The sequence below is a fragment of the Nesterenkonia halobia genome (assembly GCF_039536005.1).
GTDB lineage: Bacteria > Actinomycetota > Actinomycetes > Actinomycetales > Micrococcaceae > Nesterenkonia > Nesterenkonia halobia.
The window spans coordinates 108,741-128,348 of the sequence record NZ_BAAAYG010000009.1 but is presented as its reverse complement, the minus strand read 5'-3'; the positions used below and the strand labels follow the sequence as shown (position 1 = coordinate 128,348).

Annotated in this window: 15 protein-coding genes; 10 read left to right on the top strand and 5 right to left on the bottom strand. The window is 71.9% G+C overall.

From position 1 onward, the window contains the following. Positions 1 to 2 precede the first annotated feature (2 nt). Both ABD652_RS11110 and ABD652_RS11105 read right to left on the bottom strand, forming a co-directional pair. Positions 3 to 1,478: a peptide MFS transporter gene (locus ABD652_RS11110; RefSeq protein WP_344721307.1), complete on the bottom strand. Its 1,476-nt coding sequence runs from the start codon at positions 1,476 to 1,478 to the stop codon at positions 3 to 5. A 187-nt stretch (positions 1,479 to 1,665) separates the two neighbouring features. After that, entirely contained in the window at positions 1,666 to 2,919 is a 1,254-nt protein-coding gene (locus ABD652_RS11105) for an aspartate aminotransferase family protein (RefSeq protein WP_344721305.1), read from the bottom strand. Positions 2,920 to 3,100: 181 nt separating this feature from the next. On the opposite strand from ABD652_RS11105, the gene ABD652_RS11100 reads away from it, so the two are divergent. The 6 genes from ABD652_RS11100 (at position 3,101) to ABD652_RS11075 (ending at position 10,118) form a co-directional block, all read left to right on the top strand. Next, the gene (locus ABD652_RS11100) at positions 3,101 to 4,579 is read left to right on the top strand and encodes an NAD-dependent succinate-semialdehyde dehydrogenase (RefSeq protein ID WP_344721303.1); all 1,479 of its coding nucleotides are present in this window, start codon (positions 3,101 to 3,103) and stop codon (positions 4,577 to 4,579) included. A gap of 4 nt (positions 4,580 to 4,583) precedes the next feature. Next, positions 4,584 to 5,405: a copper homeostasis protein CutC gene (locus ABD652_RS11095; RefSeq protein WP_344721301.1), complete on the top strand. Its 822-nt coding sequence runs from the start codon at positions 4,584 to 4,586 to the stop codon at positions 5,403 to 5,405. A 277-nt stretch (positions 5,406 to 5,682) separates the two neighbouring features. Beyond that, positions 5,683 to 7,557: a molecular chaperone DnaK gene (gene dnaK / locus ABD652_RS11090; protein ID WP_344721299.1), complete on the top strand. Its 1,875-nt coding sequence runs from the start codon at positions 5,683 to 5,685 to the stop codon at positions 7,555 to 7,557. Between the two features lie 13 nt (positions 7,558 to 7,570). Next, positions 7,571 to 8,359 (top strand): nucleotide exchange factor GrpE, encoded by a 789-nt coding sequence (locus tag ABD652_RS11085; RefSeq protein WP_344721297.1) that lies wholly within the window; start codon positions 7,571 to 7,573, stop codon positions 8,357 to 8,359. A 221-nt stretch (positions 8,360 to 8,580) separates the two neighbouring features. Beyond that, entirely contained in the window at positions 8,581 to 9,570 is a 990-nt protein-coding gene (locus ABD652_RS11080; RefSeq protein ID WP_344721295.1) for a DnaJ C-terminal domain-containing protein, read from the top strand. Positions 9,571 to 9,683: 113 nt separating this feature from the next. Then, the gene (locus ABD652_RS11075; protein ID WP_344721293.1) at positions 9,684 to 10,118 is read left to right on the top strand and encodes a heat shock protein transcriptional repressor HspR; all 435 of its coding nucleotides are present in this window, start codon (positions 9,684 to 9,686) and stop codon (positions 10,116 to 10,118) included. Positions 10,119 to 10,232: 114 nt separating this feature from the next. On the opposite strand, the gene ABD652_RS11070 is transcribed toward ABD652_RS11075, so the two are convergent. Together ABD652_RS11070 and trmB are read right to left on the bottom strand one after the other, a co-directional pair. Continuing rightward, the gene (locus ABD652_RS11070; RefSeq protein WP_344721291.1) at positions 10,233 to 12,377 is read right to left on the bottom strand and encodes a BCCT family transporter; all 2,145 of its coding nucleotides are present in this window, start codon (positions 12,375 to 12,377) and stop codon (positions 10,233 to 10,235) included. A gap of 280 nt (positions 12,378 to 12,657) precedes the next feature. Continuing rightward, on the bottom strand, positions 12,658 to 13,506 hold the full coding sequence (gene trmB, locus ABD652_RS11065) for a tRNA (guanosine(46)-N7)-methyltransferase TrmB (RefSeq protein ID WP_344721289.1): 849 nt from the start codon (positions 13,504 to 13,506) through the stop codon (positions 12,658 to 12,660). A 321-nt stretch (positions 13,507 to 13,827) separates the two neighbouring features. On the opposite strand from trmB, the gene ABD652_RS11060 reads away from it, so the two are divergent. The 4 genes from ABD652_RS11060 to ABD652_RS11045 all read left to right on the top strand — a co-directional run bounded on the left by ABD652_RS11060 (position 13,828) and on the right by ABD652_RS11045 (position 17,426). Further along, positions 13,828 to 14,757, top strand: coding sequence for a TetR family transcriptional regulator C-terminal domain-containing protein (locus ABD652_RS11060; RefSeq protein ID WP_344721287.1), 930 nt, complete (start codon positions 13,828 to 13,830; stop codon positions 14,755 to 14,757). A gap of 229 nt (positions 14,758 to 14,986) precedes the next feature. After that, positions 14,987 to 15,895: a beta-keto acid cleavage family enzyme gene (locus ABD652_RS11055; protein ID WP_344721285.1), complete on the top strand. Its 909-nt coding sequence runs from the start codon at positions 14,987 to 14,989 to the stop codon at positions 15,893 to 15,895. A 2-nt stretch (positions 15,896 to 15,897) separates the two neighbouring features. Next, on the top strand, positions 15,898 to 16,962 hold the full coding sequence (locus tag ABD652_RS11050) for a 3-hydroxyacyl-CoA dehydrogenase NAD-binding domain-containing protein (protein WP_344721283.1): 1,065 nt from the start codon (positions 15,898 to 15,900) through the stop codon (positions 16,960 to 16,962). Then, positions 16,959 to 17,426, top strand: a complete 468-nt coding sequence (locus tag ABD652_RS11045; RefSeq protein WP_344721281.1) for a thioesterase family protein — start codon at positions 16,959 to 16,961, stop codon at positions 17,424 to 17,426. Before ABD652_RS11050 ends, ABD652_RS11045 begins: the two co-directional genes overlap by 4 nt. Positions 17,427 to 17,558: 132 nt before the next feature. Here the strand turns inward: ABD652_RS11045 and ABD652_RS11040 are convergent, their stop codons facing one another. After that, complete coding sequence (locus tag ABD652_RS11040) at positions 17,559 to 19,595, bottom strand: penicillin-binding transpeptidase domain-containing protein (RefSeq protein WP_344721279.1); 2,037 nt, start codon at positions 19,593 to 19,595, stop codon at positions 17,559 to 17,561. Between the last annotated feature and the right edge of the window lie 13 nt (positions 19,596 to 19,608).

Sequence of the window (19,608 nt, the reverse complement as noted above, 5' to 3'; positions counted from 1 at the left end):
GGTCACTTCACACCGGCCATGAGCTTCTTCAGGCTAGGCGTCGCCGCGCCCAGGGCCAGGCCCAGGACCACGCAGGTGCCGCCGAGGGAGAGGAAGTAGGGGATCTCGTTGCCCTCGGTGTAGAAGGCCGCGAGGATGCCCGCCAGCGTGGTGCCCAGCGAGATGGACAGGTAGAACAGCGCCAGCATCTGGGTGGTGAAGGCCACCGGGGCCAGCTTCGTCGCCACGGACAGCCCGATCGGGCTGAGGAAGAGCTCCGCCCAGGTGACCAGCAGCAGGATGCCGACCAGCGCCAGCAGCGGGGTCTTCTCGAAGGACTCCAGCGGGATGAAGACCAGGTAGGCGATGCCGATGATGATCAGCGCGGTGCCGAACTTCAGCGGCGTCGAGGGCTGCCTCTCGCCCATCTTCGTCCAGATCGTGGCGAAGATCGCCGCGAAGATGATGATGAACAGCGGGTTGATCGACTGCACCCAGCTCGCCGGCATCTCCCAGCCGAGGATGTTCCGGTCCAGCCGCTCCTCGGAGTAGACGGCGATGAAGGTGAACTGCTGCTGGAAGAGCGCGAAGAACGCCGCGGAGGCCACGAACAGCGGAATGAAGGCCTTCACTCGGCTGCGCTCGACCGCGTCGACCTTCTTCGAGCGCAGCAGCACCACGAAGTAGCAGATCGAGGCGACGACCACGACGCCGACGATGACGTTGGCCAGGTTCGCCGGGGTGACGATCCCGGCGGCGAAGAGCGCGACGATCACGACCACGCCGGCCAGAGCGATCAGCCCGTAGCGCAGTCTGAGCTCCTTGGGCAGCGGGTTCACCACGTGGTGGGTCTCCTCCGGCAGGTCCTTGCGGCCCGCGGCGTAGATCGCCAGGCCCAGGACCATGCCGACGGCGGCGGCTCCGAAGCCGTAGTGGAAGCCGATGCGCTCGTGCAGGAAGCCGGTCAGCAGCGGGCCGACCAGCGCGCCGATGTTCACGCCCATGTAGAAGATGGAGAAGCCGGCGTCGCGGCGCGGGTCCTGGCGGGTGTAGAGCGAGCCCACCAGCGAGCCGGCGGCGGCCTTCACGCCGCCCGAGCCGACGGCGACGCAGATCAGCCCGACGGCCAGCCCGGCCGCGCCCGGCAGCACCGCCAGGGCGATATGGCCGATCATCACCAGCACGGCCGAGTAGAACAGCGTGCGCTCGGCGCCGATCAGCCGGTCGGCGATCCAGGCGGTGATGATGGCGGAGAGGTAGACGCCGCCGCCGTAGGCGCCGACGAGGGGCAGAGCGATGCTCTGGTCGATTCCCAGGCCGCCGTCGGCGACCGAGAAGTACATGTAGTACGCGAGGATGGCCTGCATCCCGTAGAAGGAGAAGCGTTCCCACAGTTCGACCGAGAATAGGTTGAACAGCATCCGGGGGTGGCCGAAGAACGTCTTCCCCTCATCTGTGGCCGCAGGGTGGTGCGGCTCCTGAGCATGAGTGGTGGTCATTCTCACCATGGAACCGCAGGATGTCCCTTCGGCGCGAATCGGCGTGTGGGGTATGCGGCCCCCGCGGCGTCATGGCAGGGCGCACAGCAGCGCCCCTCCGCCCGGCGGTGCCGGGCGGAGGGGCGGAGCAGGGCAGGTCGTGCAGACTGTGAGGTGTGATGCGGCGACCTGCGCGGGCTGTCCGGAATCAGCCGACGACGGCGTCCACCGCCTCGCGCCAGATGCCCAGCGCCTCGTCGACGGCGTCGTCGTCGACCACCAGCGCCGGGATGAAGCGCACCACCTGGCCCCACGGGCCGCAGGTGAGCAGCAGCAGTCCGCGCCGGGCGGCCTCCTGCTGGACGGCGGCGGCCGTGGCGCCGTCGGGCTCGCCGTCGGCGTCGCGGAACTGGTTGCCCTGCATCAGGCCCAGACCGCGCACGTCGGAGATGGCCGCGGTCTCCGCGGCGACGGCCTCCAGCCCCTCGCGCAGCCGCGCGCCGCGTCCGGCGGCGTTGGCCACCAGGCCCTCCTCCTCGATGACGTCGAGGGTGGCCAGCGCGGCCGCGCAGGCGACGGCGTTGGCCCCGTAGGTCCCGCCCTGCGAGCCGGGCCAGGCCCGGGCCATGATCTCCGAGGTCGCCGCGATCCCGGACAGCGGGAAGCCGGAGGCCAGGCCCTTGGCGGTCATCATGATGTCGGCCTCGACGCCGAAGTGGTCCTTGCCCCAGAACGCGCCGGTGCGGCCCCAGCCGGTCTGCACCTCGTCGAGGATCAGCAGCACGCCGTGCCGGTCGGCGCGCTCGCGCAGCCCTTGCAGGAAGCGGGTGTTCGCCGGCATGTAGCCGCCCTCGCCGAGCACCGGCTCGATGATCATCGCCGCCGTGTCGTCCGGGGAGGTGACCGTGGCGAAGAGCCGGTCGAGCTCCTTCAGCGCGAAGTCGGTCGTCGTCTCCTGGTCCCAGCCGTAGTGGTCGGCGTCGGGGAAGGGTGCGACGACGACCCCGCCCATCAGCGGGCTGAAGCCCGCGCGGATCTTGGTCCCGGAGGTGGTCAGCGAGGCCGCGCCCATCGTACGGCCGTGGAAGCCGCCGTGGAAGGCGATGATGTTCGGCTTCCCGGTGGCCTGCCGGGCCAGCCGGACGGCGGCCTCGGCGGCCTCCGAGCCGGAGTTGGAGAAGAACAGCGAGTCCAGGTGCTCCGGCAGCACCTCGCCGAGGCGCTCGGTGAGCTGCTGCAGCGGCCGGTGCATGATCGTGGTGTACTGGCCGTGGATGAGCCGACCGACCTGCTCCTGGGCGGCGGCGACGACCTTCGGGTGGCAGTGGCCGGTGCTGGTCACGCCGATGCCGGCGGTGAAGTCCAGCCAGCGGCCGCCGGCGTCGTCGAAGAGGTGCACGCCCTCGCCGCGCTCGGCCACGACGGGGGTCGCCTGCTTCAGGTGGGGGGAGAGGGTCGCCATCGGAACTCCTTCGCGGATCGGGTGGCGGCCGGTCGCACCGGCCGTCGGGCCCCAGGGTGCGGGCCCGCGGGGTTCGCCGCCCCGGCGGGGCGCGAGTCCATCGAGGATTGTTGACAATCTTCGCACTGGCTAGAGTACTCGCTGAGACCGTTGATGTCAGGATGCTCACAGGAGGCACTCGATGACCGAGACCATCACCCCCGCCCGCGAGGCCGACGTCGTCGCGCAGGCGCCGCAGCAGCTGTTCATCGGCGGCCGCTGGGTCGACGCGCGCGGCGGCCGCACGCTCGACGTCGTCGACCCCTCCACCGGCAGCACGCTCTGCGCCGTGGCCGACGCGAGCGTCGACGACGGCTGGGACGCGCTGCACGCCGCCGACGCCGCCCAGGCCGACTTCGCCGCGATGGCCCCGCGCGAGCGGGCCGACATCCTGCGGCGCGCCTTCGAGCTGATGCATGAGCGCGCCGACGACCTGGCGCTGCTGATGACGCTGGAGATGGGCAAGCCGCTGGCCGAATCCCGCGGCGAGGTCGCCTACGCCGCCGAGTTCTTCCGGCACTTCTCCGAGGAGGCGGTGCGCATCGACGGCGGCTACCAGGTCGCCCCCAAGGGCGGGACGCGCTTCCTGGTCACCAAGCAGCCCGTCGGCGTCTCGCTCTTCGTCACCCCGTGGAACTTCCCGCTGGCGATGGGCACCCGCAAGCTCGGGCCGGCGCTGGCCGCCGGCTGCGCCTCGGTGCTCAAGCCCGCCGGCCAGACGCCGCTGTCGATGCTGGCGCTGGCCGAGATCCTGCGCGAGGCCGGCGTGCCCGACGGCGTGGTCAACATCCTGGTCACCTCCGACTCCTCGGGAGTGATGGAGCCGCTGATCCGCTCCGGCATCGCCCGCAAGCTCTCCTTCACCGGCTCCACCGGCGTCGGGCGCAAGCTGCTGGAGCAGTGCGCCGAGCACGTCATGCGCACCTCCATGGAGCTCGGCGGCAACGCGGCCTTCGTGGTCTTCGACGACGCCGATCTGGACAAGGCCGTCGAGGGCGCGATGCTGGCCAAGATGCGCAACTCCGGCGAGGCCTGCACGGCGGCGAACCGGATCTTCGTCCACCGCGACGTGATCGAGGAGTTCGGCCGGCGGCTCACCGAGCGGATGGCGGCGCTGCGCGTCGGACGCGGCGTCGACGCCGGCGTCGACGTCGGTCCGATGATCGACGCCGGCCAGCGCGACAAGGTCGCCGAGCTGGTCTCCGACGCGGTGGACTCCGGCGCCCGCGTGCTCGCCGGCGGCGAGACCCCCGGCGGCGAGGGCTACTTCTACCTGCCCACAGTGCTCACCGACGTGCCCGGCTCGGCGCGGATGCGCGACGAGGAGATCTTCGGCCCCGTGGCGCCGCTGACCCCCTTCGACACGGAGGAGGAGGCCATCGCCGCGGTCAACTCCACCGAGTTCGGGCTGGTCAACTACGTCTACACCGAGGGGCTGACCCGCGGGCTGCGCGTCGGCGAGGCGCTGGAGTCCGGGATGGTCGGGCTCAACCAGGGCGTGGTCTCCAATCCGGCCGCGCCCTTCGGCGGCGTCAAGGAGTCCGGCCTGGGCCGCGAGGGCGGCTCCGAGGGGATCGACGAGTTCCTCGAGACCAAGTACCTCGGCATCGGGATGGCCTGAGCCGGTGGCGGCCACGCCCGGGGCGGTCGCGCCGCGAGGTCCGGTGCGGCTGGAGATCGCCGTCCAGGACGTCGACGGTGCGACGGCGGCGGTCGCCCACGGCGCCGAGCGGCTGGAGGTCTGCCAGGCGCTCGCCGTCGGCGGCCTGACGCCGTCGCTCGGGCTGGTGGAGCATGCGGCGGGGCTCGGCGTGCCGGTGCGCCCGCTCCTCCGCCCGCGCGCCGGCGGGTTCCGCGTCTCCTCGGGTGAGCGTCAGGTCATGCGCCGCGACGTCGAGCTGCTGGCCTCCGCCGGAGCTGAGGCGCTCGTCGTCGGGGCGCTGGCCGAGCGGTCCGACGGCGCGCCCGGCCTCGACGTGCCGGCGCTGACGACGCTGGCGGAGGCCGCCGCCGGCCGTCCGGTGATCGTCCACCGCTGCGTGGACGTGCTGCTGGGCGCCGGGGCCGCGCCCGAGGAGCTGGTCGAGCAGCTGATCGCCTGCGGTGCGGCCGGGGTGCTGACCTCGGGCGGTGCGGCCGACGCCCTCGCCGGCTCCGCGACGCTGACTCGGCTGGTGCGAGCCGCCGCGGGCCGGCTGGAGATCGTCGCCGGCGGGGGAGTGCGGCCCGAGGGCCTCGCGACGCTGGTCGCCGCCGGCGTCGACGCGGTCCATCTCTCGGCCTCCGGCCCGCAGTCGGCCGGCCCCGCGGGCCCCGGCGGCGGGGAGGAGGCCTTCGCCACCACGGATGCGCAGCAGGTGCGCGCCGCCCGCGCGGCGCTGGACGCCGCGCCGTCGGGCGCCGAGCCGGACGCCGACCCGGGCGCCGCGCCGTCGTCCGCTCGCTGAGTGGCCGTTCGTGACGACATCTGCTGGGCGTGCGGCCGGTCGTCACGCTCTGTCGTCGTCAGGAGCGGCCACTCGATGCCGCAGCGCCCGGTGAGACGCCTCGTCCCGGCGACTCGGCGAGTCCGGGAATGAATCGCGGGGCTGCTGAGTTGGACACCACGTGAGAAGTTGAGTCGAGTCGACTCAAGTCAGTTTGACGCCGGAGAGCGCTCCGTGGAGACTTGAGTCTGGTTCGCTCAATCAGAAGCACCAGCAGTCCATCGAAGGGAGACCCCTCATGTCCCGTGCAGTCGGCATCGACCTCGGAACCACGAACTCCGTCGTCACCGTCCTCGAAGGCGGCGAGCCCACCGTGATCGCCAACGCCGAGGGCGCCCGCACCACACCCTCCGTCGTCGCGTTCTCCAAGGACGACGACGTCCTGGTCGGCGAGATCGCTCGCCGCCAGGCCGTGAACAACCCGGACCGCACGATCTCCTCCGTCAAGCGCCACATGGGCACCGACTGGAAGAAGCAGGTCGGCGAGAAGGAGTACACCCCGCAGGAGATCAGCGCCCGGACGCTGATGAAGCTGAAGCACGACGCCGCGGCCTACCTGGGCGAGGACGTCGCCGAGGCCGTCATCACCGTGCCGGCCTACTTCAACGACGCCGAGCGCCAGGCCACCAAGGAGGCCGGCGAGATCGCCGGCCTGACGGTCTCGCGCATCGTCAACGAGCCCACCGCCGCGGCGCTGGCCTACGGCCTGGACAAGGGCAACGAAGACGAGCAGATCCTGGTCTTCGACCTGGGCGGCGGCACCTTCGACGTCTCGCTGCTCGAGGTCGGCAAGGACGAGGACGACTTCTCCACCATCCAGGTCCGCGCCACCGCCGGCGACAACCGCCTCGGCGGCGACGACTGGGACCAGCGGATCATCGACTGGCTGGTCGAGCAGGTCAAGAACAAGGAGGGCGTGGACCTCTCCAAGGACAAGATCGCGGTGCCGCGTCTGAAGGACGCCGCCGAGCAGGCCAAGAAGGAGCTGTCCTCGGCGACGTCGACCGACATCAACCTGCAGTACGCCGCGATGACCGAGAACGGCCCGGTGCACGTCAACGAGACGCTGTCCCGCGCGAAGTTCCAGGACATGACCTCCGACCTGCTGGAGCGGACCAAGAAGCCGTTCCAGGACGTCATCAAGGAGGCCGGCGCGAAGATCTCCGACATCGACCACGTCATCCTCGTCGGCGGCTCCACCCGCATGCCCGCCGTCGCCGACCTGGTGAAGGAGCTCTCCGGCAAGGACGCCAACAAGGGCGTGAACCCGGACGAGGTCGTCGCCGTCGGCGCCGCGCTGCAGGCCGGCGTGCTGGCCGGTGAGCGCAAGGACGTGCTGCTCATCGACGTCACCCCGCTGTCGCTCGGCATCGAGACCAAGGGCGGCGTGATGACCAAGCTCATCGAGCGCAACACCGCCATCCCGACCAAGCGGTCCGAGACCTTCTCCACCGCCGAGGACAACCAGCCCTCGGTGGCCGTGCAGGTCTTCCAGGGCGAGCGCGAGTTCACCCGCGACAACAAGCCGCTGGGCACCTTCGAGCTCACCGGCATCGCCCCGGCGCCGCGCGGCGTGCCGCAGATCGAGGTCACCTTCGACATCGACGCCAACGGCATCGTCCACGTCTCGGCCACCGACAAGGGCACCGGCACGGAGCAGTCGATGACCATCACCGGCGGCACCTCGCTGGCCCAGGAGGACATCGACCGGATGGTCTCCGACGCCGAGGCCCACGCCGAGGAGGACAAGAAGCGTCGCGAGGCCGCCGAGCAGCGCAATGCCGCCGAGTCCACCGCCTACTCGGTCGACAAGCTCATCAAGGACAACGACGAGAAGCTGCCGACCGAGGTCAAGGACGAGGTCCAGGCCGACGTCGACGCGCTGAAGAAGGTCCTCGACGAGAACGGCTCCGACGAGGACGTCCAGGCCGCCTACGAGAAGCTGCAGGCCTCCCAGACCAAGCTGGGCGAGGCGCTGTACTCCCAGGGCGGCGCCGAGGGCGCCGACGGTGCTCCGGCCTCCGAGGCCTCGAGCGAGGACGAGGACATCGTCGACGCCGAGGTCGTGGACGAGGAGGCCTCCGACGAGAACACGGCCGACGAGAAGAAGTGAGAGGTCGACGCTGATGGCAGATCAGAGCCAGAACCCCGACGGGATCGAGCCGGAAGGCGACGGTTCTGAGCAGCCGGAGCCGATCCGCTTCACCGATCGGCGGCGGGTCGACCCGGAGACGGGCGAGCTGCGCGACGGCGGCGAGACGTCCGACGCCGGCGCCGAGCCGGACGCCGAGTCCCCGGCGGAGGCCGCGGCCGAGCAGGACGCGGTGAAGGATCCGCTGAGCCAGGCCGAGGAGGTCCTCCGCGAGGCGCCGGCCGACTCGGCCGACTCAGCCGGTTCGGCCGGCACGTCCGAGGGCGAGGTCGCCGTCGACGGCGAGGTCGTCTCCGAGGACGAGGCGGCCGAGGCCTCCGAGGAGGTCCCGGCCTCGGCCTCGGAGCGCGAGGCCGAGCTGCAGGCCGACCTGCAGCGGGTCCAGGCCGAGTACGCCAATTACCGGCGTCGGATGGATCGGGACCGGGCGACGGACCGCGACCGCAGCGTCGGCGAGGTCATCGCCGCGCTGATGCCGGTGCTCGACGACATCGCCGCGGCCCGCCAGGCCGGCGACCTCGAGGACGGCCCCTTCGCGGCCATCGCCTCCAAGCTGGAGAGCACGCTGGCCCAGCAGGGGCTCGAGGTCATCGACGAGGTCGGCGTCCCGTTCGACCCGACCGTCCACGAGGCTCTCATGCAGCAGCCGCACGAGAGCATCGAGGCCGACCACGTGGCCGCCATGCTGCGGGCCGGCTACCGTCACGGCGATCGCGTGCTGCGCGCCGCCCAGGTGATGGTCTCCACCGGTCCGGCGGAATGACGCCGGTCTCGGCCGGTCGGGCCTGACCCGACTCGTCGCGGGGCGGCCCGGGCGAGCATCGCCCGGGTCTCCCCGCGGCCGGGGCCGGTCCGTCGGCGGCTCCCTCCCGAGGGAGCCGCCGACGGACCGGCCGCACACAGCACTGGACGGCCAGCACAGGCCGTCCAGCACAGACTTTTCAACGCATCGCAGGATTCCGCAGGAATGGGGAGGGAGGCGCCGTGGCCTCGCAGGACTGGGTCGACAAGGACTTCTACGCCATCCTCGGCGTCTCGAAGGACGCCTCGGACGAGGAGATCAAGAAGGCGTACCGCAAGCTCGCGCGCAAGCATCACCCGGACACCAACCCGGGGGACGAGGAGGCCGAGCGGAAGTTCAAGGACGTCGCCGAGGCCCACACCGTGCTCACCGACCCCGAGCAGCGTCAGCAGTACGACGCGATCCGGGCGATGGGATCCGGCGCCCGCTTCTCCGGCGCGCCGGGCGGCGGCTCCGGCGGCGCGGCCGGGGGCGCCGGCTTCGAGGACCTCTTCGGCGGGCTGTTCAACGAGGGCGGCTTCGGCGGGGGACAGCCCCGCGGCGGCCGCGGCGGCCCGGACTTCGCCGACCTCTTCGGCGGCATGGGCGGCTCGCCGTTCGGCGGCGGCTTCGGCGGCGGCGCGCCGGCCAAGGGGGCCGACCGCACGGCGAAGACGACCATCTCCTTCGGCGGCGCGGTGCGCGGGACCACCGTCGGGCTGCGCGAGCCCGACGGGAACGTCATCGACGTGCGCATCCCCGCCGGGGTGAAGGAGGGCCAGAAGGTCCGGGTCAAGGGCAAGGGCCAGCAGAGCCCGGCCGGCGACGGCGACCTGCTGGTCGAGGTCTCCATCAGCCAGCATCGGCTGTATGAGCGCGACGGCGACGCCATCCGCATGCACCTGCCGGTGTCCTTCGACGAGGCCGCCCTCGGGGCGACGGTCGAGGTGCCCACCGTGCACGGCGAGCGGGTCCGCATCAAGGTCCCGGCCGGCACCACAACCGGCAAGGTGCTGCGGCTGAAGGGCCACGGCATCCGCCGGAAGTCCGCCAGCGGCGACATGCTCGTCACCGTCGACGTCCAGGTGCCCGCCGAGCTGCCCGAGGAGGCGCTCGAAGCGGTCCGCCGCTATGCGGAGGCCACCGCCGACGTCGATCCGCGCGACGGGCTGGAGTCGAAGGCGGCGGTCTGATGGTCCAGCGCCCACGGGATCGGCGGACGTCCGCCGCGGCCGGCGCCGCGGCGGACCGCGCCGCTGCCGCCGCTCCGGGCGGCTCCTCTGGCGCCGGCGGCGAGGACCCGCGCATGCAGCGTGCCGAACACCGGCACGCGCCGCTCTTCGTGATCTCGGTGGCCGCCGAGCTCGCGGAGATGCATCCGCAGACGCTGCGCCAGTACGACCGCATCGGCCTGGTCATCCCGCGGCGGCAGGGCGGCCGGCACCGTCGCTACTCGCCCTACGACGTCGAGCAGCTCCGCCAGATCCAGCAGCTCTCGCAGGAGGGCGTCTCGCTGGAAGGCATCCGGCGGGTCATCGAGCTGCAGAATCGCGTCGAGGAGCTGGAGGCGACCGTCGACGAGCTCCGCTACGAGCTGCGCGAGTCCGAGCGGCACGCGAACCGCCCGCGGGTCTTCGCCGTCGGGCCGCACGGCGACGTCGTCACCGTCGCCCATGGCCGGCGGCCCCGGCCGCGGACCCAGGCCATGGTGCTCTGGGACCCGCCGCGCCGGCGTCGCTGACTCCGCGCGCGCCCTCTGTGCACGTCGAGCGGGGGATCCCTCGCGGTCCGCGCCCGATCCCGGGCGTCGGCACCACGAAGGATCCCCCGCTCGATGCGTCTCAGCCGACGCCGGTCAGCGCGGAGCGGACTCGGCCTCGGGCTCCTCCGGGGCGTCCACGTCCTGCGCGGGGTCCTGGACGGTGCCGTCCGCGGACACCACCGGCACCGGAGCGGTGGCCAGCGACGTCGCCGGGTTGTAGTTCTCGACGTCGCCGTGCCACTCGTCGTCCTCCTCCGGAGTCCAGCCGTCCTCCCACTCGCCGGTGGTGAAGTCGTAGCCGACCGGCACGTCGTTCTCGTCGGTGCGCTGGTACCACTCGGTGTACATCGGGTCCTCCGAGTCGACGCCCGCGCCGGCGCCGAAGCCCGGAGCGGTGGGCACGACCTGCAGCGTGAAGTCGTCGCCGTAGCGGTCCACGCCGTCGATCACCGCGTCGCGCAGCGCCTTCTCGCCGTACTTGGTGCGCAGCGCCCGCGGATCGGTGCCGAGCTCGCGGAACCAGGCGACCATGATGAGCAGCATGATGATCGCGAAGGGCACTGCGGTGATGATCACCAGCGACTGCAGCCCCTGCAGGGCGGTGGCGTCGCCGAGCAGCAGCATGACCACGGCGATGCCGGTCATCACCAGGCCCCAGAAGACCACGACCCAGCTGCGCGGCTTCTGGTCGCCGCGGGTGGTGAGCATGCCCATGACCACCGAGGCGGAGTCGGTGGAGGTGATGAAGAAGATCGCCAGCACCACGATGATCAGCAGCGGCAGCCAGTCCAGCGCCGGCAGGTTCTCCACGATGGTGAAGAACACCGTCGGGGCGGCCATGTCGTCGCTGAAGCCCTCCATGCCCTCGCGGTACATCCAGATCGAGGTGCCGCCCATGATCCCGTAGGCGATGAAGATCAGCGTCGAGGGGATCAGGATGGTGCCGAGGATGAATTGGCGGATGCTGCGGCCGCGGGAGATGCGGGCGATGAAGATGCCCACGAACGGCGACCAGGAGATCCACCAGGCCCAGTAGTAGACCGTCTGCGCCGACTGGTAGTCCAGCGTCTCCTGGCCCCAGGAGGCCGAGCGGCCCATCATCTCGAACATCGAGTTGAAGTACTCCATGATCGACGCCGGCAGCAGGTTCAGCAGGAACAGCGTCGGGCCCAGGATGAAGACCAGGCCGACCAGGGCGACGGTCAGCACGATGTTGATGCTGGAGAGGTAGCGGATGCCGCGCGAGACGCCGGAGACCGCCGAGAGCACGAAGCCGATGGTCAGCACGCAGATGACGACCACCAGGGCGGTGTTGGTCAGTTCGTCGACACCTGTGATGATCGTGACGCCCTGGCCGATCTGCATCGCGGCGATGCCCAGGGCGGCCGCAGTGCCGAAGAGCGTGGCGATGATCGCGAAGATGTCGACCAGCTGGCCGGCGAAGCCCTCGGACTGCCGCCGGCCGAAGAGGTTGCGGAAGATCGAGGACATCAGCAGCACTCGGCCGCGGCGGTAGGCCGCATAGGCGACGGCGCCGCCGACGAGGGCGTACATCGCCCAGGCGTGGAAGCCCCAGTGATAGAAGACCTGCGCCATCCCGCGGTGCAGCGCCTCGGGCGTCTCCGGCGCCGCAGTGAGCGGAGCCGGGTTCTGGTAGTGGTCCATCGGCTCGAAGGGTCCGAAGAACAGCACGGCGATGCCGAGGCCGGCGGCGAAGAGCATCGCGACCCAGGCGAAGGTCGAGTATTCGGCCTCCTCGCCGTCCTTGCCCAGCGGGATCCGCCCGTACCGGCTGAAGGCGACGATGAGCAGGAAGACCAGCACGGCGATCGCGACGACGTTGAACAGCCAGCCCAGGTTCTCCATGGTCCAGGTGAAGGCCGCGCCGGAGACGGTGGAGACGCTCGCGGGGTTCACGATGCCCCAGATGACGAAGGCCACGGTGAGCGCGCCGGCGATGAGGAACACCACTTTGTCCACCCGGTAGCGGCGGCGCTGCTCGTCGATGGCGAGTCCCGGCACCAGGGCCGGGTGGATGTCGTGCGGGTAGTCGCGCCGGGAGTAGAGGCTGATGCGGCCCAGGGCCTGTCCGGCGCGACGCGTGGCGTCGGTGGCGCGGCGGGAGCGGGAGCGCTCCTCCGCGGTCCGGCCCGGACTCTGTGCGGCATCCTGCGTGGGATCCTGCGCGGGATCGTCTCCGCCCTCGGGGCGGGTGTTCGGCGGCTGATCATCAGCCATGGGTTCTCACACCTCGTTCGTCTCGTCGTCGAACATGTCGACCTCGTCGATCATGCCTGCGGCCATGCGGTCCGCGCCGACGGTGCGCGTCCCGGGCGGGGACGCGGGCACGGCGGCGCGCGGTGCATCTGCGGCGCGGGGCGCCGTGCATGCACGCTGGACTGCCGGGCGGCGTCGACGGCGACGCCGAGCCTCCGTCACCGCGTCCGGCGGGCCGGAGGCGGGGGAGTGCGGCGTCGCGACGGCGCGCGGCCTGCAGTCGCGCGGCGGGAGGTGGACGTCAGGAGATGTGACGGACTGCGGTGAGGTCGAAGATGCGTCGGCCGGCCTCGAGCGCCTTGGACTCGAAGTCGGTCTGCACCCGTCCGGAGAAGCGCGGAGCCCAGCCGCCGACGGGGTCGATCGCCTCGTCGTCGTCCAGCGGCTCCTCCTTCTCCAGGCCCAGGCGCCGCACCTGCGTCAGCGGCGACTCCTCGCCGGCCAGTCGGCCCTCGTGCGGGTTGACGAAGGCCGGCGAACCGGCGACGACCTCGCGCATCTGCGCCGCGTAGCCGGACCAGTCCGTGGCCAGCCGCCAGACGCCGCCGTCGGGCAGGACCCGGGCGACGGCCTCGGCGAAGGCCGGCTGCACCAGACGCCGCTTGGTGTGCTTCTTCTTGTGCCAGGGGTCCGGGAAGAAGATCCACACTTCGGAGGCCGATCCGGCCGTCAGCAGCTTGTCCAGCACCTCGGTCGCGTCCAGGCAGGCCACCCGCACGTTCGTCAGCCCTTCGCGTCGCAGCCGGCTGACCAGCTGGGCGACGCCGGGCCGATAGACCTCCACGGCCAGGAAGTTCGTCTCCGGCTGCGCGGCGGCCGCGTGGGCCACCGCCTCGCCGGAGCCCGAGCCGATCTCGACGATCAGCGGCGCCGACCGGCCGAACTCGCGGTCCCAGTCGACGGTGATCCCCTCGGCGACGGTGGTGTCCCGCTCGCCGTGGGGCAGGTCCAGCAGCTCGTGGCCCAGTGCGGCGTCCCAGGCGCGCTGGCGCCGCGGAGAGAGCCGGTTGCTCCGCCGCACGAAGGACAGCGGGCGACGACGGTGCGTCGCCGCGGTCTGCGGTGCGGAGGGCTGCGACTGCTCGGGCACGGGCCGGATTCTCCTCTGGCGCGGCGCCGCGGGGTGCGCGGGCCGCAGGTCGGTGCGGTGTCGGTGCATCAACGGGGCATCGTCGGTGCGGCGATGCGCAGTGATCGAGTCGGCGGGTCGCCGTCGATCGGTGACGACGTCCCATCCTATCGGACGCGCTCCGTGCCTCGGGTTCCTCCTCTGACTCGTATGCCGCAGGGGCGCGTCCTCCACGTCCACGGAACCCGGTGGCCGGGCCCCGCCGTCGCCGATCGTATCGCAAGTTCTGATCAAAAGTCAGGTTCTTGCGATCTGCTGTCGATCATCAGTAGGCTGACGGCCATGTCCAGCATGACGAGCAGCCTCGCCGTGGCCCGCCGGGTCCGCGAGGCCATCCGGGCCGCCGGGCGCTCCCAGCGCCGCGTCGCGGAGGAGACCGGGATCGACGAGACCAAGCTGTCGAAGTCGCTCTCCGGCCAGCGCCGGTTCACCCGGCAGGAGCTCGTGGACCTCGCGCGCTGCACCGGCGTCACCGTCGGGCGGCTGCTCGGTGAGGAGGGTGACGACACCTCGGTGTCGGTCACCCCGCCGCAGCTGGAGACCGCCGGCGCCACGCCCGCGTCCCCGGACCAGGCGCGCCGACATCGGGAGATCGTCGAGGCCGCCTGGCGGCTCTTCGCCGGAAAGGGCTTCGACGCGGTGCGGGTCAGCGACGTCGCCGCGGCGGCCGGCGTCTCCAGCGCGACCGTGCACTACTACTTCCCCGGCAAGCCGAACCTCTTCGCCGCGACGCTGATGTATTCGGTGAAGCTCGCCCATAGTCGGCAGATCGCCCGGCTGACCGCCGTCGACGACCCGGTGGCACGGCTCTGGCAGCTGCTCGACATGCAGTCCCCGCACGGCGAGATCGGTCGCCTGGAATGGTCGATCTGGCTGCAGTCCTGGAACCGCGTGGCCCTGGCGCAGGGCATCGACGAGGAGTACCTGGAGATCTACCGCCGCTGGTCGGAGACCGTCCGTGCGGCCATCGCCGACGGTCAGGAGCTCGGGGCGATCCATCCCGGCTCCAGCGAGGCCATGGCCCAGGAGCTCACCGCCCTGGTCGACGGCCTCGGCACGCAGGTGCTCACCGGCGTGCTGGACGACGAGACCATGGCCCGACGGATCGGCGAGTACGTCCAGCGACGGCTGCTGGTCCCCGGCGCCGAGCTGACGATCGAGCGGCCCGTCCCGTCCTCGGAGGGCTCGCCGCCCGACCGAGCCACCGCCTGACGCCGGGCGCCCTCCGCCGCCCTCCGCCGCCCTCTGCGCCCCGACGCGACGCGCGTCGGATCCTCCCGCCGCCTCAGCAGCCGGACCCTCGACGGTCCGGCGAGGCGTCCTGCTCGCGGGGCGCCGCCTCGACGGCACCGGGCGCGGCAGCACTGGGCGCGGCGGCAGCCCGCACCGGACCCACTGACAGCACCATCGACTGCACCACCGACTGCACAGGAGCACACCCATGCCGAGGAACGTCATCCTCACCTGCGCCCTGACCGGCGCTGGAGACACCGCCGGCCGGAACGAGCACGTCCCGGTCACCCCCGAGGAGATCGCCGCCGACGCGATCGCGGCCGCCCGCGCCGGCGCCTCGATCGTCCACATCCACGTCCGCGACCCGCAGACCACGCTCGGCTCGCGCGAGGTCGCCCATTACCGCGAGGCGGTGCGGCTGATCCGCGAGTCCGACGTCGACCCGGTGATCAACCTGACCGCCGGGATGGGCGGGGACCTCGTCGTCGACCCGCAGCAGCCGACTCGCCAGCTGCCCGGCACCGACCTGGTGTCCGGCCTCGACCGGCTGCCCCACGTGGAGGAGCTGCGCCCGGAGATCTGCACGATCGACTGCGGCACGCTGAACTTCGGCGAGGGCAGCGACGTCTACGTCTCCACCCCGGACATGCTCCGCGAGGGTGCGGCGGCCATCCAGCGGATGGGCGTGACGCCGGAGATGGAGATCTTCGACACCGGCCACCTGTGGTTCGCGAACGTGCTGGTGTCCGAGGGACTGATCGACCCGCCGCCGCTCTACCAGCTGTGCATGGGCATCCCCTACGGCGCCCCGGCCGATCCGCGGCTGCTGCAGACCATGGTGGACATGCTCCCGGAGGGGGCTGAGTTCACCTCGTTCTCGCTGGGGCGGAACCAGCTGCCGTGGGTGGCCCGCTCGGTGCTCGCCGGCGGCCACGCCCGCGTGGGGCTGGAGGACAACCTCTACCTCTCCAAGGGGGTGAAGGCGACCAACGCCGCACTCACCGAGCGGGCCGTGTCGATCATCGAGGACCTGGGCCACCAGGTCGCCACGCCCGATGAGGCGCGCGAGATCCTCGACCTGACCGTCCAGACGTCGACCGCCGCGACGGGAGCCTGATGATGACCGAGAGCACCGAGAGCACCGAGAGCACCGAGAGCACCGAGAGCACCGAGAGCACCGAGAGCACGCCCGCGCTCGCCCTGCCGGCCCTGGAGGAGGTCAGCACTGTCGCCTGCGTCGGCGCCGGCACGATCGGCGGCGGCTGGGCGGCCTACTTCCTGGCCCGCGGCTTCACCGTGCGGGTCTGGGACCCCGCGCCCGACGCCGCCGAGCGGCTCGGCCGGCTCATCGACGCCGCCTGGCCGGCGCTGCGCCAGCTGGACATGGTCGCCGGCGCGTCCCGGGACGCCTGGAGCGTGCACGCCGACCTCGCCGAGGCCGTCGACGGGGCAGGCTTCGTCCAGGAGTCCGCCCCGGAGGATCTGGCCATGAAGCGCCGGCTGCTGGCCGACGTCGACGCCGTCACCGCGCCCGACGTCGTCGTCGGATCGTCGACCTCCGGCTACGGGATGACCGAGATGGCCGCCGAGGTCTCCCGCCCCGAGCGGTTCGTGGTCGGGCATCCGTTCAATCCGCCGTACCTGATCCCGCTGGTCGAGGTCGTCGGCGGCGAGTCCACCGCCGCCGAGGCGGTCGACTGGGCCGCGGCCTTCTACACGCGGCTGGGCAAGTCGGTGATCCGGATGGATCAGGAGGTCCCCGGATTCATCGCCAACCGGCTGCAGGAGGCGCTCTGGCGGGAGGCGCTGCACATGGTCGACAACGGTGAGGCCACTGTCGAGCAGATCGACCGCTCGATCACCGAGGGGCCGGGGCTGCGCTGGCCGATGCAGGGGCCGATGCTCACCTTCCACCTGGCCGGCGGCGAAGGCGGCATGGCGCATATGCTCGACCACTTCGGACCCTCGCTGCAGTCGCCGTGGACGCGGCTGGACGCCCCGGAGCTCACGCCCCGGCTGCGCGACGCCGTGGTGGCCGGCAGCGACCGGGCCGCCGACGGCCGCGGGGTGGCGGAGCTGATCGCCGAGCGCGACGCCGGCATCATCGCCATCCGGCGGCTCTCGGAGTCCGGGCGCGCCGGTGCGGGCTCCGGTGCGGATTCCGGCGCGGAGGCCGCGCAGTGAGCGCGGCGGAGCCGACGGCGGCCGGGGCCGGGCCGCCGTCGCACCGGACGACGGTCGCCGCGGAGTGGGTCGACTACAACGGCCATATGTCCGAGGCGTTCTACGTGCTGGTCTTCGGCCACGCCACCGACGGGGTGCTCGAGCACATCGGACTGGGCCCCGAGGGGCGGGAGCACAGCGGCTGCTCGGTCTACACCGTCGAGGCCCATGTCCGGTACCTGCAGGAGGTGGGCCTCGGCGCGCCGCTGACAGTGCGCACCCGGGTCGTCGGCGTCGGGGCGAAGACGCTGCACCTGGCCCACGAGATGGTCTCCGGCGAGGAGCTGGTCGCGACCGAGGAGGTCCTCGGGCTGCATGTCGACCAGCAGGCCGGGGCGACGACGCCGTTCGACGCCGCCGTCGCCGAGCGCGCCGCGGCGCTGGTCGAGGCCCCGCCGTCCTGGTGCGGCCGACGCCTCGGCTGACCGCCCCGCCCCGCCACACCCCTCTCCACCCCGGGGATGACTCCGTGGAACGTGTGGGAATGTCGATGCTTTCCCACGCTTTCCACGGAGTCATCCCCGGAGGGGAGGGGCTGTCCCCGGGGGTGGGGCTGATCACTCGAGGATGTCGGGCGCTCCGGTGAGGAAGTCGTGGAGCAGCGGACCGTTGGTCGAGGAGCCGTACTCGCCCTCCTCGACGAAGATCGCCACCGCCAGATCGTCCTGGACGGCCACCACCCAGGTGTGGGCGTACATGTCCTCGTCCGACCCGGCCTGCGCAGTGCCCGTCTTGGCAAGCACCGGCGCGCCCGGGATCTCCTCCATCGTCTCCAGCGTGCCGTAGTCGACGGTGTCGGAGAGCAGCGTGCGCAGGTCCTCGGCCTCCTGGGAGGTCAGCCCGGACTCCTCGGAGTTCTCCGAGCTCTCGTCCGAGTCACCTTCCGAACCTTCCTCCGAGTCCTCGTCCGAGCCCTCCTCGGCGTCCTGCTGGTCCTCCGGGTCCACCAGCCACGGGTGGACGGTCTCGCCGGCGGCCACGGAGGAGACCACAGTGGCCATCCCCAGCGCCGAGGTCTCGACCACGCCCTGGCCGAAGAGGTTCGCCCCGAGCTCGTTGCGCTCGGAGTCCTCGGGCACCGAGCCGAAGTCCGCCGGCATCCCGATGTCCTGGAGCTCGTTGCTCAGCCCCAGGTCGGCGGCGGCCTGCTGCAGCTCGGGGGAGGTGGTGTCGTCCCAGCGGTCCACGAAGACGGTGTTGCAGGAGGTCGCCACCGCCTCCTGGAAGGTCACGTCGCCCAGATACTCCGGAGAGAAGCCCTCATGGTTGTTGAAGGCCTGGCCGTGCACTGTGGTGCTCATCGGGCACTGCACCGTCGAGTCGGGCTCGATCCCGTCGCGCAGCATCGTCAGCGAGGAGACGATCTTGAAGCTGGAGCCGGGCGCATAGGTCGCCTGCGTCGCCGTCGGCACCCAGCTGCTCTCCGGCGTGTGGCTGGCCGCGGCGAGGACCTCGCCCGAGGACGGCTTGATCGCCACCAGCGCCGCGGCCGAGTCCTGCTCGGCGATGGTGTCCTGGGCGAGCTGCTGCAGCCGCGGCTCCAGGGACGTGTCGACGTCGTCGCCGGCGCTGGCTTCGACCGTGTGCTGGGTCTGGCCTCCCACGTGGATGCGCAGCCCGCCCTCGCCGCGCAGCACGTCGTCGTAGGTCCCCTGCATGCCGGACTGGCCGATGGTGTCGCCGGTCTGCAGCGTCTCGTCCTCCTCGAGGTCCTCGGCGGTCACGTCGCCGACGCGGCCCAGCAGCAGCGGGGCGAAGTCCGACGACTCGGCCAGCGGCATGGTGTCCTCGCGTCCGACCGCGCCGGGGATCGACTCCAGCTCCTCGGCGGTGACCCGGTCCGAGTCCGCGCGCAGCGGGACCGCCTCGACGAAGGCCTCGTCGCCGTAGCCCACCACCTTGTCGGCGTAGCTCTCGGCGTCGATGTCGACCAGCTCGGCCAGCTGACGCGCCGCCTGACGCTGGCGCTTCTCCGAGGCGGGGGAGTCGTCGTCGGTCAGCCGCGTCTTGTCGAGGCCGACGCGGATGATCTCCCGGTCGCGCACGATCGCCTTGCCGTGCCGGTCCATGATGCGACCCCGGTCGCCGGAGACGGTGGAGATGCCCACCGCCTCGGCGCCGTCGTAGTCGGCGAGGACGTCCTCGACGTCGGCCTCCAGCCGCCATTCCTCGGCCTCGCGGGAGTAGGTGAACTCGGCCTCGGTGTCGTACTCCCAGGTCTCGTCCGGCGCGCCCAGCTCGGAGAGGTCCCAGGCGTGGTGCAGCGGGACCGTCGCCGTCGGCGCCTGCGGAGAGTCCTCCTCCGGCACGTCCAGGGCGATCTCGCCGACGGTGATCTCCGGGTCGATCTCGCCGAAGGGCTCGTGGAGGTTCGCCACGGCGGCTTCGAGATCGCCGGCGGCCGCTCCGTCGACGGGGACCTCGGAGAAGTCGCCGGTGGTCAGCGCCTCGGCCAGCGTCTCGGCCGGTGCCTGGGGCGCGTCGGGGGAGTCGTCGCAGCCGGTGAGCAGCGCGAGCGTGCCGACGGTCAGCACGGCGACGCCGAGCCGGGCTGGCCGCCGGGCGCGAGAGGCGGGGGAGGTGACGGTGATCATGGCTCCAGTATGC

Coding starts and splice junctions, on each gene's coding strand:
- ABD652_RS11110 (WP_344721307.1), bottom strand. CDS start 1,478: ATGACCACCACTCATGCTCAGGAGCCGCACCACCCTGCGGCCACAGAT.
- ABD652_RS11105 (WP_344721305.1), bottom strand. CDS start 2,919: ATGGCGACCCTCTCCCCCCACCTGAAGCAGGCGACCCCCGTCGTGGCC.
- ABD652_RS11100 (WP_344721303.1), top strand. CDS start 3,101: ATGACCGAGACCATCACCCCCGCCCGCGAGGCCGACGTCGTCGCGCAG.
- dnaK (WP_344721299.1), top strand. CDS start 5,683: ATGTCCCGTGCAGTCGGCATCGACCTCGGAACCACGAACTCCGTCGTC.
- ABD652_RS11085 (WP_344721297.1), top strand. CDS start 7,571: ATGGCAGATCAGAGCCAGAACCCCGACGGGATCGAGCCGGAAGGCGAC.
- ABD652_RS11075 (WP_344721293.1), top strand. CDS start 9,684: ATGCAGCGTGCCGAACACCGGCACGCGCCGCTCTTCGTGATCTCGGTG.
- ABD652_RS11070 (WP_344721291.1), bottom strand. CDS start 12,377: ATGGCTGATGATCAGCCGCCGAACACCCGCCCCGAGGGCGGAGACGAT.
- ABD652_RS11060 (WP_344721287.1), top strand. CDS start 13,828: ATGTCCAGCATGACGAGCAGCCTCGCCGTGGCCCGCCGGGTCCGCGAG.
- ABD652_RS11055 (WP_344721285.1), top strand. CDS start 14,987: ATGCCGAGGAACGTCATCCTCACCTGCGCCCTGACCGGCGCTGGAGAC.
- ABD652_RS11050 (WP_344721283.1), top strand. CDS start 15,898: ATGACCGAGAGCACCGAGAGCACCGAGAGCACCGAGAGCACCGAGAGC.
- ABD652_RS11040 (WP_344721279.1), bottom strand. CDS start 19,595: ATGATCACCGTCACCTCCCCCGCCTCTCGCGCCCGGCGGCCAGCCCGG.